Genomic DNA, 15,453 nt, shown 5'->3' on the forward strand with positions numbered 1-15,453 from the left:
GGAAAACCCGCGCTCCCGGGTGGCACCCCGTGGTAACCGTCGTGTATAACGAGACTTCCCATTTACGGAGTCTTGCAATGTATCTACATCTGATCCCGACTTCTCTTCTTCTCGCGATATGCACGCTCTCCCATGCGGCCGATCTCAACAACCAGACTTGGATCCGCGATACAGACGCGCCAGTGATTTCCCTCGGTGAACCCGGCGCCTTCGACGACACCCATCTCTTCGCGCCTTGTGTGATGGAAGAGCGCGGCGTGTTCTCCATGTATTACTGCGGCTCCCAGAAGGACGTGGCCAATCGGGTTTTCCAGATGGGCCTGGCCATGAGCACGGACGGTATCCACTTCGAGAAGCGGCCCGAGCCGGTTTTCGATTTTGGGGACGGTAAGCACTCCATTCTCACCCCGACGCTGCTCCGCAGCACCAACGGCGCCGTCATGCGTGAGGAGGGCAAACTACGGCTCTGGTTCGCCTCCACCGATTTCGCGGCGAACGATGGTGTGCACACCCTTCATGAAAGCACGAGTGCGGACGGCGTTCATTGGTCCGCGCCGTCGCCCGCGCAATTCGACGGTATCTACGCGCCGACAATTCTCAAAGAGGGTGGCGTCTATCGCATGTGGTACAGCGACGTCTCCGCAGATCCCTGGATCGTGCGACATGCGAAAAGCCTCGACGGCAAGACCTGGGAGCGCACGGAAACACCCTGCCTTGTTATCGACCAGCCGTGGGAAAAGGGTCGACTGTTTTATCCCGCCGTCATCAAGCACGATAACCAGTTTATACTATGGTATGGGTCTTATTGGACCGCCAGAGAGAACACCACCGCGATCGGCGTGGCCACGAGCGGGGATGGACTCACGTGGACAAAATCGCCGACCAACCCGGTGTTCAAACCCGACGAATCGCGGTCCTGGGAGTCTCACTACACCACGAGTCAATCCGTGCTGAAGCTGGACGACGGCTCGTGGCGCATGTGGTATGCCTCACGGAAGGCCCCGCCCTTTGTAAACAAGTATTTCGCCATCGGCACCGCGCGCTGGGACGGCCCCAGGACGTTACCTTCCGCGTGGCCCGCGCGCGCGGTGGAACTGCGCGAAAAGATGGCGCGGGCCCTCACCCTGCCCACCGAGCGGGTGCCCCTGGCGTCGCAGACGCACCGGATTACCCCCGGTGACGGCTACGCGATCGAATCCGTCACCTTCGCGAGCGAGTCGGGTTCCCGCGTGACCGCGCTACTCTATCTTCCCGAGTCGGCGAAACCCGCGCCCGCGATAATTGTGGCGTGCGGCCATGGCGGATCGAAGTCCGCGCTCTATGCACAATATGCCGGACAACTCTATGCGAAGAACGGATTTGCCGTGCTGGTCATCGACACCATCGGCGAAGAGGAACGCCACCCCGAGCGCAAGATGGGCGTGCGCGGCCACGACCTCTACCATCTGCCGAAAGAGGAGCGGGCAGCCTTCATGCAGAACACGATGAAGCGATCGGTCCTCGGCAAGATCGTGTGGGACCTCATGCGCGGCGCGGACTACCTCGAATCGCGACCGGAAATCGACCCGAGCCGACTGGGCGTCGTGGGCTACTCCCTCGGAGGCTCCAGCGCGGGGCCCTTCACCATGCTCGACCCGCGGGTGAAAAGCGCCATCATCACCGGCTGGGGTTTCACCCAACTGGCGGTGGAGTGGGGCAAGCCCTGCTCCCAGGTGCCCTATGAAGACTTCTCGGAAGCAATGACCTTCGCCGAAATGACCGCACTTGCCGCGCCGCACGCCGCCATGCTGATTTACAACGGCACGCAAGACTCGGTGATCGATCACAGCGAAGGCGGCGCGGCGCTCCAGCGCTTCACCGAAGAAAACGTGGCGGCGGCCAAAGCACTGCTCGCCACATCCGGCACGCCCCACGTGCTGGAGACCGCCTGGGAGGAGGGCGCATGCCACCGGCCCTATTTCCTCACGCCCCGTGCGCTGCAATGGATGGAGAAACACCTGGCAGGAACCGAGCCGGCATCCGACATTGCGACCATAAAATATGGCGACTGGGTATCGGCACGGGGCCAGAAAATCGAAGAACTCTATAACACCGAACAACGGGAACGGGGCACAGTCGTCGTCGACGTGGATGCGATGTACCGTGTTCCGGCCACCCTCGCCTGTCTTCCGTCAGACGCACCGCCGGGACCGGAATACACCTTTGAAGGATGGGTTGAGCAGTGTCTGAAGCAAGCGGAAGCGGAGTAACAACTCGGCCGAAAAGACGTACCTGAGCGGCTGACTCTCGCATGAAACGCCGGGTGCCACCGCTACTCGTCACTCCTCCGCGGGTACGTCGGGAAAGGCGTCGCGGATGGCGATGAAGTCTTCGATATTGTCCAGAAACACCCCGGTGAGCGCGTCGTCGAATTGCTTTCCCCGCTGCTCGCGGAAGTAGTCCAGAATGCGGTCGAGCGGCCAGGCTTCCTTGTAGACGCGCTTCACGCCTAGCGCGTCAAAGACGTCCGCGATCGCGGTGATGCGGGCAAATACGTGGATCTCCTCGCCCGCGAGGCCGTTCGGATAGCCCGCCCCGTCCGGGCGCTCGTGGTGCTGCAGGGCGATGGTGGCCGCGGCTCCGAGCAGTTCGCGCTTGCTGTGGCAGAGCATTTCATAGCCCACGGTGGTGTGGGTTTGCATGAGCCGCATCTCCGCGTCGTTAAGCTTGCCCGGCTTCTTCAAGATGGAATCGGGAATCGCCATCTTGCCGAGATCGTGCATGGGCGAAGCGAAGCGAAGCACGGCGGTCTCGTCGCGCCCGAGGCCCGCTTTCTGCGCAAGGAGTGCGCAGTACTCCGCCACGCGCTTGACGTGATTTCCCGTTTCGCGCGATCGCGTCTCCACGATTTCACCAAGCTTGAAGATGATCTCCCGCTGCGTTTCGAGTATCTCGCCGTTCAGACTGATGTTGTCGTAAGCAATGGCCACGTTCTTGCAAAAGATCTGCAAAAGGTACTGGTCCCATTCGTCGAGCCCCTTCCATCCCTTGAGGTAAAGGAGACTCTCCGATCCGCTTTCGGATCGGAAATAGCCCACATAGCGGTTGTCATCCAGGTGGAGCTCTTTGCGCTGTTTCCGAGCCTCCGCCAGGCAGGTGAGCACATCCTCGTCGCTGAGATCCTCCACCGCATGGCTCACGAAATCGGAGTAGATCCCTGTGCCCGTGACAATACGCAGGGTGCCGTCGCTGGAGGTGGCCGCAAAGCCGGAGGTCTTGCAGTAGAGCGCATCTTCCTTGAGGTTGAGCAGGGCGGTGAGCTGGGTGAGCACCCCGGTGGAGAATTGCTCCATGGCGCGGGTTTCGAAGATGCACGACGACGCATGGAGGATGGTCTCCAGGCCCCGCTTGTTGGCTTCGAGTGTTTGCAGGTGCTGATAAGAGCGGAGGGAAGCCACCATCGTGGTGAAGAGCTTGGTGGCGGTCAGCTCCGTCTTCGCCTTGTAATCGTTTATGTCATAGTTGAGGATGACCTGCTCCTCCGGCGCCTGGCCCGGCTGGCCCGTGCGGAGCACAATCCGGATGTTGAAATTGTGCAGCTCTTCCCGAATGTACTGGGCCAGTTCCAGTCCGGCATTCTCGGTCTCCATCACCACATCAAGGAGCACCATCGCGGCGTCGGGATGGGCCTGGAGCAAGACCCGCGCCTCGGCGGCGGAGTGGGCGCTGACAAACTCCAGAGGCCGGTTGTCGAATACAAATCCGTCCAGCACGAGCCGGGTCACGTTGTGCACTTCCGGCTCGTCGTCGACGATGAGCACCTTCCACGGATGCCCCTGCGGATCCGCAAGCGGCGCCCCGTCGTCATCGGCGAACATCAAGTCATCATGGTCTTCCTGGAGGATATCTGGGGAATGACTCATACTTCATGGTCCTCAATCGTGGTTGCCATGCGAATGTAGAAGGTCGTGCCCGCTCCTGGCGTACTCTCGCAATGGATGCTTCCCTGCAGTTGGCTTGAAACAATGTTGTAAAGGATGTGGAGCCCCAGCCCGCTGCCGCCCGTGCCGCGGCGCGTGGTGAAGAAGGGGTCGAAGATTCGCCCCAGATACTCCGGTGGAATGCCCTTGCCGTCGTCCCGATAAGTGAACAGCAACTCCTTGCCTTCCGGGGCGAATCGCATCAGGATCTGCCCCGCGTCTTCCGGTTCGTAAGCGTGGATCATGGAATTTACGATCAAGTTGGTAATCACCTGTGACAGGGCGCCGGGGTAGGTGTTCAGTTCAAGACCCTCGGGGCACTCCAGCGTGATCTCGTGCTTCGTCTTTTTCAGCTTGGGCTGGAGACTCAACAGCACTTCGCCCACATATTGCTTGAGATCGAAAACCCGCATGGCCTCGCTGGACTGGTCCACCGCCACCTTCTTGAAACTCTGCACCAGCTCCGACGCCCGGGTGAGATTCGTCATGAGCATGGTGGTGGATTCGCCCGCGATCCGGAGGTAATTGTCCAGGTCCGACTTCTTCATGCCGTTGCTCGCGAAGCGGTCGAGCAGCTCCCGCGTTTTGAGTTGCAGGTGCGATGTGGCGGTCACCGCAACGCCCACGGGCGTATTGATCTCGTGGGCCACACCCGCCACCAGTTCCCCAAGCGCGGCCATCTTCTCCGAGGTGATCAGCTTGTTTTGCGTCCGCTCCAGATTCTCCAGCGTCTCGCGGAGCTCACGATTCGACTGCTCCACCGCCCGCGTACGCTCGGACACGCGGACCTCCAGCGACTCGTTAATCTCGCGCAGGGCGTCCTGCGCGTAGCGCCGCTCGGCCTCTTCATAGGCCAGCACCAGGAAATCCGAGGCCGATGCGGCAAACTGCGCTTCCTCCGGAAACCAGGGGCGCCGGCCACCCACATGCTCGAAGAACATCAACCCCCGCAATTCACCCCCCAGGTTGATCTGGGCGATGAGTATGGCGGTCGTGTCATACTCGTTGAGGTAGGCGCTCCAAAGGCTCTCGGTGCGCGGATCGTTCATCGCGTCGTCCGTGCTGATAATGCGCTGGCCATGGACCGCGCTTCGCAATGCCTCGGAAAACTCGACCGGCTCGGGGCGCTTCATATCCTGCAGCACGCCCCCGGTCCCCGCCAGCACATAGACATTCGCCAGGCGCTTGCCGTCCTCCATGATGCGCCAGACCGATACGCGATCCAGTTCAAGAGAGGTGGCGCACTCGTAGGCGATGGTCCGCAGCAGCACGTCGAAATTGCCGGCGGATTCGCGATGGGTCTGGGCAAGCGAGGTGAGCGCCTGGTTGTGGCGGCGTATCCGATCGCGACTCGCCTCCAGGGCGTCTTCCGCCAGGCGTTGCTCGGTCACGTCTTTCACCAGCCCGGTGTATTCATAAGCACCCCCGGAGCCGCTTCGGGAAAGGCGAAAGTCCACCGGAAAGCGCTCCTGGTTCCCGCGGACCCCATAGATCAGCGGTGGACGCCCGTTGCTGTCCTGCGACAGGAAGCGTTCGAGTTGCACCGGCCCACCCCCGGCTTCGGCGGCGAGCAGCAGGCCGATCGGCCGTCCCACTGCATCCGCCATGGAATAGCCGAAGAGCTTCTCGGCCCCGGGATTGAGGCTGGTGAGCAGTCCGTTGTGCGTAAACGTAACGATACCGTCTTGAATATCGCGCACAATATGATCTGAGCGGGCTACGGCCTTCTGGAGATAGTCCAGCACCTGATTGTAGCGTCGCGCTATCTGCCCGACTTCCGTGAAAGGTTCCACCGGCGCCCGCGCGCTCAGGTTGCCCGTGCGCCCGTGTGATTCCATGACTTGAAGCAGGTCGATCAACTCGGTCGTCGCGCCGTGCTCGGAAAAATTCAGTCCCTGCTCTTCGGCTTCCGCGGATACGCGGAAGGGAAATATCCGGTTCAGCGGCCAGCAGATGAGAAACGTCACCCCGAAAGCCCACACGGCGGCGGCGGCGATCCCCAGACTCTGGGCGATAAGCTGCCCCTGAAAATCCAGGCCTGTTTTCAGGAGCGCCCCATCGCCAAAGAGGGCGACCGCCAGGGTTCCCCAGATGCCCGCCCCGAGGTGCACGGGAATCGCGCCCACGGCGTCGTCGATACGACATCGGACCAGAAGCTGTTCCAGCGCGAGCATGATCATGCCGCCGACGCTCCCGATCACGAGAGACTCCGACGCCGTGACCGCGTGGCAGTTTGCCGTAATGGCCACCAGGCCCGCCAGTGTTCCGTTGATCACCAGCTCCGCGTCCGGACGCTTGCGCAGGGTCCAGCCGATGGCCAGCGTCGTGATGCCGCCAAAGGAGGCCGCCAGCGCCGTGTTGGCAACGATGCGCGCCACGCTCGCGTCCAGGGTCAGGGTGCTGCCCCCGTTAAACCCAAACCAGCCCAAAAAGAGCAGAAGCGCGCCCAGCACGCTCATGGGAAGATCGTGTCCGGTGATGCGCTGGGGCGGCCCGCCTTCCGGGAAGCGGCCCTGGCGCGGGCCGATGAGCAGCAGGATCGCCAGGGACACCCAGCCGCCCACGCTGTGAACCACGGTTGAACCGGCGAAGTCCACGAAGCCCCGATTACCCAGCCAGCCCCCGCCGGAAGCACCGTCCGCGCCATTCCAGACCCAATGCCCCAATACGGGATAGATCAGCCCCGACACGATTAACGCTACGAGGGAGTAGCTCAAATAGTGCATGCGCTCCGCCGCCGCGCCGGAAAGTATGGTCACGGCGGTGGCGCAGAACATCGCCTGAAAGAAGAAAAAGGCGGTGCGCCATTCACCGATGGTCTCGAAGGGCAGCAGGAAGGAATCCGTGCCCACCCAGCCGCCCCGGGTCGCGCCAAACATCAGACCGAATCCGAGGGCCCAGAACAGGCAAAAGGATATGCCAAAATCGGTAAAGTTCTTGAGGGCGACGTTGATGCTGTTTTTCGAGCGCGTGAACCCGCTTTCGAGGCACATGAAGCCCCCCTGCATCATAAAAACCAGCGACGCCGTCACCAACATCCAGAGGATATCCGATTGCTCCTGGGACATGCTTCTCCTCGCTCTGGACAGGAAAAACCATACCCGAAAGTAGGATTTGCGGGGTAATCCGTACGCGAGGGTAATCTTCCGGTCCACTTCCATTGCCTGACACAACAGGGAGCAGGAAATGTGCCGAGACGGGAGCGGGGCCTGGAACCGGGAAGGGGCAATCGTCGATCACGCGCCGCAGCGGATCAGTCGTCCAGCTCCACCACCGTATGCGCCCACTTCTCCGTGCGGAAGACCAGCCAGGTCAAGAAAAGTCGGCTTAGATGGCTGATCAGAATAGCCATCCAGACGCGCTGGGGCGTGAGGGCCTGATGCCACTGATACCACCAGCAGATGCCCAGCAGCACCACGATCTGGGTGAGGAACGCGATGTACATGGGCAGCTTGGTCTCGCCCGCGCCCTGGAGCCCGCCGGTCAGCGCCAGCGCCACCGCAATGACCACGCCCGAGAAGGTCAGGTATTGCAGCAATGAAACGCCGATGGGTACGATCGGGCCATGGCTGGCTCCGAAGACGGCCAGCAATTCCGTGGGGTAGCACCAGAAGACGGCGCCCACCAGCACGGCCCAGGCGCCACCAAAAGTTGCGGCTACGCGGACGGCGCTTTTTCCGCGCTCATGCTTCCCCGCGCCGATGTTCTGACCCATTAAGGTCCCCGCGGCGGCCCGAAGCCCGAAACTGGTCCAGGTGATCAGCGAAAACAACTGGGCATAACAGATGGTATAGGCCGCCAGAGCGGGTGCGGAAATTCCGGCTTCCATCGCGCCGAGAAACCGCATGACGAGGGTCCCGCCGATATTGAGCAACACCCCCTGAATGCCCGTGGGAATCCCGATGCGCGCGATGACTTTCATCGTGGCGAAGTCCGGCATCAGGCGATAGTGTTCGGGCGGGAGGATCAGCATCTTCCGCCGCAGCACCAGCGCGATGGAAATGGATACGGTGAACAGAGGGGCGAGTACCGTGCCCAGAGCGGCACCCACAGCGCCGAGCGCGGGAAAAGGGCCCGCGCCCGTGATCAACACGGCGCTGATGCCCACATTGAGAAAGGTGGCCAATATTCCGAGCACCAGAGGCGTCTTGGCGTCGCCCGTGGCCTGAAAGGCTCCGGTGAACATGAAGCTCAGGAAGAGTGGCGCGCCGAATACGAACAGCACGCGCAGATAGGGAAGGGCATGCACCTGCACCTCCGGCGGAGCCTCCACGAGATCGAGCAGGTGGGGCGCCAGGAAATAGCCCGCCGGTGCCACGATGAACACGAGAATGTAAACGGATGCGAGAAAAGCTTCATAGGCCACGCGGCTCATGTTCTCCCGATCCTGCCGGCCGGCATAGCGGGATATGAGCACGTTCATTCCGTGGAAGAGGGACGCGATGAATACGACAATGACCAGGAATACTTGCCAGGCCACCCCAATCGCCGCGTTGGCCGCATTGGACTCAGAGGCAATGTAGTGTCCCACGAGGATGTGGTCCACCATCCCGTGGAGGCCGTTGACCAGATTGAGCAGCGTGACGGGCCACGCCAGCTTCCAAACGGACCAGACAATATTGCCGGAAATCAATTCGTCGTCGAATTTTCTCATGAAACAGGGCTTCAACTGCCGTCGAGGGCGGGTGGATTTCCGGGTGATTCAGGGAAGCCGTACTATAGCACGGGGACGCCGGGTGTTGATAGCCGTTTCAGCGTGCGCAACCCGCCCGCCCCCGGTCACCACCCCAATCAGTCGCGAAACTGCTCGTGGCAGGTATTGCAGGACTGGTTCAGGGCCTTGAAGGCGACCGTGGCGTTGTCCGGCTGGTTGGCGCGCAGGGCCTCCTCCAGTGCTGCTGCCGCGTCCAAGGCCCGCTTCATCTCCTGCTGGTACGCGGCGGGGCGCTCGGCCTCGGTCTTGAGGCGAAGAATCTCGGTGAAGCTCTCGCGGAGCTGGAGGGCTTCGTGGGCCGGTGCGATGTCCGGGTGGTCCGCCGGAGTTTTCCAGCCGGCCTTCTCCGCCAAGGCCAGGTTGTCCTTCTGGCGATCAATGAGCGCCATCGCCTCTTGAAAGGGTGGCGTATCCGCGCTCGCAGGAAAGGTGACGTCCACCGCGGCGATCTCTTCTTTCGTCGGTGGCGTAAAGGTGTCGATAATCTCATAAAGCCCGGTGTACTTCGCCGCCGTGCCCGCCGCCTTCAGAAAAGCATTCGCCTGGCCGGGTTTCCACTGGCCGGAGGCTTCCATACCCGCCGCCACGGCCGCCGGACCCCGATGCTTGCCGTGGTGGCAGTGGAAATAGACCGGCCCCTCGGTGTCCGTCAATACGCGGCCAAACTGGAGACCCCGCTCGCGGGAAAAGCCGTCATAGCCGATGGGAAGGTGGATGTATCGCAGGCCGTACTTCTTCGCCGTTTCCACATCGGGCTTTGCCCCGTCCACGCTGACAATGGTCTTGATGCCCAGATCGGCCAGGGCCTTCAGCGCTTCTTCCGTGTGGGGTTCGCCGCCGCTGTAGACGGACTCCGTCACCTGGAACACATTCTCGCAGCCGCTGACTTCGAGCTTATTCCAGTCCGCGCCCGGTTCCGCCGCCGCACAAAACAACAGTGCCAGTACAATCCACATAACGCCCTCCGTGATGCGGGCACACCGCCCGCCGTTGCCGCTGAGATAAGCAACTCCCGCGGGCGCACCACGCGCCCGCAGGAGACAAAACGCAGTCTACTTCTTGGAAAGATCGCGGTAGTAAAGCTCTTTCGCTTCCGCCGTCATGCCCGAGTTATGGCACTGGATTGCGAAGAAGCCCTTGGTGTACTCCATGTCCTCGTAGGTCGTCACGAGTTCGTCGTTAATGAAGATTTCAATCTTCGGTCCCACGGCCTTCACGCGCATGGCGAACCATTCGCCGTCTTTCGTGAGCAGCTTCGAGGCCTTGCCCACGCCCTTGCCCGGCTTCCAAAGCCAGCCCGTGTGGGCTTCCTGGCTGTTGCAGATCTGGGCCTCGTAGCCCTCCGGGTAGCCGTTCACATTGTCCGCCGGCGGATTGGCCCGGAAATAAAGACCGCTGTTCGCGTTTTTGCCCTCTTCGGTGACCGCAATCCGGAACATGCCCTTGACCTCAAGATCCGTAAGCTCCGGTCCGATGTAGATGTGGCCCTGCTTTCCGGGCGAGCGTCCCACCATGACGCCGTCCTTCACTTCCCACACCGCATCGCCGCGCGGCGTCCAGCCTTCCAGATCCTTGCCGTTAAAAAGGGAGATCCATTCGCCGCCTTCTTCGGCTTCCTTCTCCGCCGATGCGGCGGGTGCCGTCGCCGGGGCTTCCGCCGGCGCCTCATTTACCGTGCCCGAGCCCTCCGCCGGTGTGGCGGATTCGTCCGCGGGCGTGGATGCGGCCTCGGCAGGGGCCTCCGTGGCGGGGGCCGTCTCGCTCTTCGGACAACCCGCCAGCATCAGGGCCGGGAACAGGGCAAGCAACATAAGGTACTTTGATTTCATGGTCAAAACCTCCCTTAGTGGGTTTTCGATGGGGAAAGGCGGGCGGCGAAAAACAACGTCCCGACAACACCCGCCATTCTGTCGGATTGGCGGGAACAATACAACTTTTTGGGCGGGTAAGACGTCGTCGTATTGTACACACTCCGCAGTGGGTCCCCGATTCGGCACTTTGCCCCAACACCGAAGTCCACGAGTGCGCGCGGTTCATCCCTTGAGTCATTTCGGTCCCACGTCACCGCCGACCGCTTCACTGCGCAAGCTTTCAATACGGGTACGGAGCGAATCTTCGAATGCGCAAGTGGCAGATGACGGATTTGAGTCCTCGACGAACACTACCACCCGATCGGGCGTGGACAGCTCGGAGACGGAGACTTGAATACCCGGTGACTCATAGCGCACCAGGCAAGCCGGCGGGAATGAATCACTTCTGGTGTAACCGTGGATGCGAGCCTCTTCTTCCACAGCGCGGAGCACGGTCTCGCGCGGCACCGCACTCTCCCGCACATAAACGCTTCTCGAACGGCTAACCTGGACCGCCCCCAAGTCGGCAAGCGCCGCTTGCACCTGAGAGGAATATTCGTGCCGTCCCCAATCATTGAGCGTGAGCTGCAGTTCGTTCGGCGATTGGTCGCGGTAAATGGCTAGAGAAAAGTCTCGTGTGGAATATCGGGTCTCCAGACCGTGGAAGTGCTCGGGGCCAGGCTTATTTTCGGTCAGATCATACGTTGCGGCAATTGCCCGTATGCGGTCCAATACTGCGTCCGGCGCTTCCTTGGTCAGCGAAAGTGTCAGCTCTACTACTTGCCGTTTGTCTTCCCGCGCCAACTGGTCTGCAACACGAGAAGTTACCCAATCTGGCGCAGGCATTTCACCGCCGCATTCCTCCATGTCTTCGCCTTTGTACACCAACCCCAGAATCTGCCGAAGATTCGGTACACCTGCGACCTCTGGGTCGACGGCGTCGAACTCATAAAAGACGAGATCGAACGTGTCTTCCCCAGTGGCGCGCGACGCCCATTCGAGATCGCCAGCTTCAACCGTATACTCTCGCTGCAGTAGCGGTCGCCCCTCGCGGTCCCGAAGCGACACGAATACTCTCTTCTCGGTCTTGTCGACATAGGCATGCCCCGCCGCCCCGTTTACGTATACGGAAATCCGTCGGTCATGGGTCTCCCAATTGGTGCCTTCGGGCAGATAAGACGTCCCGCCCACATAGGTGTGCATGCAGGAACTCAGCAGCGGAGTCATGGCGACCAGCCCCGCCGTGATAAGGCCCTTTTTCAGTCGCAGCATAGCTCTTTCCTCCGCTTCGCCTTGGCGCTTTCGCATTACTGCCGCGCCAACGTCACCTCGTTGTTCTCTTCAAACACCTCCGCCACGATATCGCCCGGATCCACGAACACGGATTCCACCACCGATTCACCCTTTGTGGTGATCGTAACCGTCGTGCGTCGGGCCGCCAGATCGCTCCGGGGCGTATCGATGTGGGCGATTCGCTCCTCCGCCAGCACGATTCCCTTCCTGTCGATCAGTGCCACTTGAACGTTATACGCCGCCACCCCGCCCAGATTGTGCACCGTGACCGTCACGGTGTTGCCATCGATCTGAATATCCTCGTGCGAAATCGCCAGGTCGGCGAGCTGCGCCGGATGCTCCACAGCGCCGATCCGATTGATGGATATTATCGTGTTCTGGCCCGCCGGTACATTGAACGGCACGGTGCTGAATCGACTTAGTTGAACCGTGGCCACTTCCCGCACGGCATCAGCGTCGATAGCTCCGTCGTCGTCCAGATCGGCGCCGACCGCCACCTCGTACGTGCCTGACTCAAGCCGCCACACGCGCATCGCGCATTCAACCGGCTCCTCGTCAAAGTTATAGCAATTCACCACCAGCCGCGTATCGTCGGCATACGAAACCAGCCGCGAGAAATCGGGCGAATCGACATCTTCCCAGCTTACCGCGATGGAGGGGGGGAAGGGCTCGGTGTAGGCCTGCAGGCGTCCGCCGAGTGCCGCGCTGGTGAGCACTTCGCGGCCGATACCCCGCTGATTATCGGTGTGGACCCGCGCCTCGGTAAGCCCGAAAACTGCGAGGTCGTCCACCTTTTTAACGGCGTCCATCATCTGTCGGGCGATGTCGGCGCGATCCGTGATGGCGTGGGGCGGGCGGGTCTCGGTCTCGCCCCACCACCAGCCGAGGTGGGTGCGGGTGTAGTGACCGATCTCCGAGTCCATTTGATCGATTAGATTTACGTCGGGCTGATCCCGCATGGCGCGGTCGCCGTTGAGCGGCGCGAGGCCTTTCTGAGCGCGCGCCGCATTGGCCGCCTCCACGCGCTCGCGGTAGCGCCGGGCGGTTTGCAGTTCGCGCTCGAAGACCCGCGGATTGCCAAGGGCATTGGACAGCATGAGCGGGCGGCTGCAGATGTAATCGGTGATGTGGAGCGGGTCGATGGGCCAGATATCGCAGTAGCCGTCTTTGTAGATGCCCAGCGCCTCCAGGCCGTCGTAGAAGCGCAGCCACGATTTCCGCGCGCCTTCGTGGCCCAGGAGCGGCAGGGCGGCCCAACCCAGCGGAATAAAGGAGTCGTCATTCGAGCCGCCCCAGAACATGCCGTCCTTGCGTTGTTGTCCCACGATCCAGTCCACCACTTCGTAGTTCGCCGCGAGGAGTTCGCGCTGCGCCGTCGCCCACGCGGGGGCACCCTCCACAGGTTCGAAACGCAGCGGTCGCTCCGGCTCGTCCTCGTCGATGCTGCCGAACCAGGCGCGGTCGAAAAGAAGTGTCTTGTAGCGCTTCGCCATCTCGTTCTCCGGGTCGATGCGCAACACAGCCAGCGGGGGATAGGCCATGTCGTAGGGCCCGCCGAAGACTTCCCACTCGTCCACTGAAATCGTGTCTCCCGCGAATAGCCAGGGGCGGTAATTGTACTCTTTCATGTATTGCATGCGCGCGGGAAGCAACGCGTGTTGGGCGTATTGCGCCAGGGATTCCCCTTGTCCGGATGTGGGGGTGAGCGTCAGGGCGGAAGCGCCTGCTGCCCCGCCGACCACCAACGTGGCCCCCTTCGCGAAGGTCAGCTCCACGAGTAGCCGGTCGTTGTCCGCAAGCACCAAGTCCGTAATATCGAACATCAACTCGACCACCTGCGGTGTGTCGTTGCCTGAGTAGTCTATACGAACGCAGGACTGTGTCCAGAAACGACTGGGGTTTCCAGGATCACGCAGCTTCATCCAGAGCACGTCCGCTTGAGCCTGGGGGTTGACCACAAGACGCAGGCCAATCGCGTCGACGCCGGTCAGGGTCTTGCTCGGAGCCGCCAGCACGTGAATCGACTGAAGCGGTGCCAGGGTAAGCTCCGAAGGAACTCCCGCCTGCGCGCTCGTCGGGAGAACAACGCGATGTTGGCCGCCCTTGAGCTTCTCGAGGGCATCCCAATAGCGCGAAATGTCCGCCGTTGACGCGATTGGAGTGCCGATGTAGGCTACCTGGCTGCTCTGATTCGTCTCCTTCTTGTCCTGGCGGCCCACTTCCCAGAGTTGCATCTCATGGATACGTGTAGGTTCGGTCAGCGGCATTTCCGCGCTGCCTTCGAGATCCTCAGGCAGGCCGTGTTCCTTAACGAGCGGAATCTGAAAAATTTCATCACCCTTCAAATCGATCTTTTCAGAATAAAAGACCGGTGCGTACTTTTCCATTCTCAACAAGGGCACGTCCTCTTTGTTGCGTCGCACGTCCAAGCCGGACAGCGTGCCCTCAAAGGAGACGTAGTTTGGCTTTTCGCCCGTCGCAAGCTTCACCTCGATATTCTCGCCATGAAAATCGGCATCGCCGAGGATGAACGTGAAAAGCCGGTAGGGCGCGGGCCATGCCAGTTCGTAGCGCCCGTCCATGATGAAGGAGACCGGAATCTGTTCGTCCAGGCACGACTCCACCAGACTCTGGCGCATGGGCAGCACGCCTTCGCCCGCCTTCACCACGGGAAGCTCCATCGCATCGAGATCGCCATACTCCGCCAGAAGCCGCCGGGCCGCATCCCCATCCATGGGTGCATCGCGGAGCGCGGGATTCGCTGGCGCTTCGTTCTTTTCATACAGCGCCGCGATCTCGGCATCGTCCAATGGGTAATCGAACATCCGGATTTCGTCATAGCGCGATTGCTGGAGGAAGGGGCTGAAGAGTCCGGGCAGGGGCGCCTGCCACCACGCGTCCTGCCCCCACGACGACCCGACGAGTTTGCCATTGTGATAGAGCTTCATCCCGTATGCACGGTCGTAGCTCATCGCCACATGGTGCCACGCTCCATCTTGCCACGTGGGTTGATCGGCCTTTACGCGATGATACTCCGAGCGCACGTCGCGCAGGTGGGCGTGGAGGCGTCCCTCCTGATCCACCTCCACCGTGAAGAGGTCCCGTTCCTTTCGGCCCCACGCGCTGCTACCCTGCATGAACAGGACTCCCCGATGGGCCGCCTCGCCCTTGACCCAGAAAGCCACCGTGCCGCGATCCCCATAGAAATGCCCCGAGCCCCAGTAGTGAGGCTTCTTCCGCCACTCGCCCCAGACCACGGCAACGGTCAGATCGCAGTCCAGACCCGACTGGTTCCAGGTGCCGGCGGACTTGGGCGCGCCGTCCTCAATGTGCAGTCCGTTTCCGAAGCGGCCTTCGCCGATGGAGAGAGCCCGCTCCTTCAGGCTTTCCGCTCCCTGACTCTTGTAGTGCTCATTGCGCGATACGAAGTCGGAAAGGATCTCGGAAGTTTCCTCAAAAGGCAAATACAGCGTTTCACCGGGAGGAGAGGCCGCTGAGTTTGCCTCAGACGGGGTGATCACCGAAAGCAATAGGACGAGAGATAGAGCACGGGCCATTCGAAAGACTCCCTGGGAATGCGACAGGCGCGGTTCGTGCGGGAAATAGAGAACTCCGTCGGTACCGGGGCAGTGTAAGT

The 15,453-nt window shown here is 61.4% G+C and carries 8 protein-coding genes; 1 reads left to right on the forward strand and 7 read right to left on the reverse strand.

Annotated features, from left to right (window positions below; genetic code table 11):
* Positions 1-77: 77 nt before the first annotated feature.
* On the forward strand, positions 78-2,249 hold the full coding sequence (locus JNK74_00860) for an acetylxylan esterase (protein MBL7644715.1): 2,172 nt from the start codon (positions 78-80) through the stop codon (positions 2,247-2,249).
* A gap of 69 nt (positions 2,250-2,318) precedes the next feature.
* On the opposite strand, the gene JNK74_00865 is transcribed toward JNK74_00860, so the two are convergent.
* The 7 genes from JNK74_00865 to JNK74_00895 all read right to left on the reverse strand — a co-directional run bounded on the left by JNK74_00865 (position 2,319) and on the right by JNK74_00895 (position 15,373).
* Positions 2,319-3,902: a DUF3369 domain-containing protein gene (locus tag JNK74_00865; protein MBL7644716.1), complete on the reverse strand. Its 1,584-nt coding sequence runs from the start codon at positions 3,900-3,902 to the stop codon at positions 2,319-2,321.
* A complete protein-coding gene (gene amt / locus JNK74_00870; GenBank protein MBL7644717.1) occupies positions 3,899-7,027 on the reverse strand; it encodes an ammonium transporter in 3,129 nt (1,042 codons plus the stop codon). The genes JNK74_00865 and amt overlap by 4 nt, the downstream gene beginning before the upstream one ends.
* A 185-nt stretch (positions 7,028-7,212) precedes the next feature.
* Positions 7,213-8,613, reverse strand: a complete 1,401-nt coding sequence (locus tag JNK74_00875) for an MATE family efflux transporter (protein ID MBL7644718.1) — start codon at positions 8,611-8,613, stop codon at positions 7,213-7,215.
* A gap of 137 nt (positions 8,614-8,750) precedes the next feature.
* Positions 8,751-9,629, reverse strand: a complete 879-nt coding sequence (locus tag JNK74_00880) for a cytochrome c (protein ID MBL7644719.1) — start codon at positions 9,627-9,629, stop codon at positions 8,751-8,753.
* 96 nt (positions 9,630-9,725) lie between these two features.
* Positions 9,726-10,502, reverse strand: a complete 777-nt coding sequence (locus tag JNK74_00885; GenBank protein ID MBL7644720.1) for a DUF1080 domain-containing protein — start codon at positions 10,500-10,502, stop codon at positions 9,726-9,728.
* Positions 10,503-10,718: 216 nt separating this feature from the next.
* Positions 10,719-11,795, reverse strand: coding sequence for a hypothetical protein (locus tag JNK74_00890; GenBank protein ID MBL7644721.1), 1,077 nt, complete (start codon positions 11,793-11,795; stop codon positions 10,719-10,721).
* 35 nt (positions 11,796-11,830) lie between these two features.
* Positions 11,831-15,373: a hypothetical protein gene (locus JNK74_00895; GenBank protein MBL7644722.1), complete on the reverse strand. Its 3,543-nt coding sequence runs from the start codon at positions 15,371-15,373 to the stop codon at positions 11,831-11,833.
* Positions 15,374-15,453 lie beyond the last annotated feature (80 nt).

It is taken from the genome of Candidatus Hydrogenedentota bacterium (genome assembly GCA_016791475.1).
Taxonomy (GTDB): Bacteria; Hydrogenedentota; Hydrogenedentia; order Hydrogenedentales; family JAEUWI01; genus JAEUWI01.

Excerpts from the sequence above, each read along its gene's own strand:
- JNK74_00890 (MBL7644721.1), bottom strand. The coding sequence starts at position 11,795 with ATGCTGCGACTGAAAAAGGGCCTTATCACGGCGGGGCTGGTCGCCATG.
- JNK74_00880 (MBL7644719.1), bottom strand. The coding sequence starts at position 9,629 with ATGTGGATTGTACTGGCACTGTTGTTTTGTGCGGCGGCGGAACCGGGC.
- JNK74_00860 (MBL7644715.1), top strand. The coding sequence starts at position 78 with ATGTATCTACATCTGATCCCGACTTCTCTTCTTCTCGCGATATGCACG.
- amt (MBL7644717.1), bottom strand. The coding sequence starts at position 7,027 with ATGTCCCAGGAGCAATCGGATATCCTCTGGATGTTGGTGACGGCGTCG.
- JNK74_00895 (MBL7644722.1), bottom strand. The coding sequence starts at position 15,373 with ATGGCCCGTGCTCTATCTCTCGTCCTATTGCTTTCGGTGATCACCCCG.
- JNK74_00865 (MBL7644716.1), bottom strand. The coding sequence starts at position 3,902 with ATGAGTCATTCCCCAGATATCCTCCAGGAAGACCATGATGACTTGATG.
- JNK74_00885 (MBL7644720.1), bottom strand. The coding sequence starts at position 10,502 with ATGAAATCAAAGTACCTTATGTTGCTTGCCCTGTTCCCGGCCCTGATG.
- JNK74_00875 (MBL7644718.1), bottom strand. The coding sequence starts at position 8,613 with ATGAGAAAATTCGACGACGAATTGATTTCCGGCAATATTGTCTGGTCC.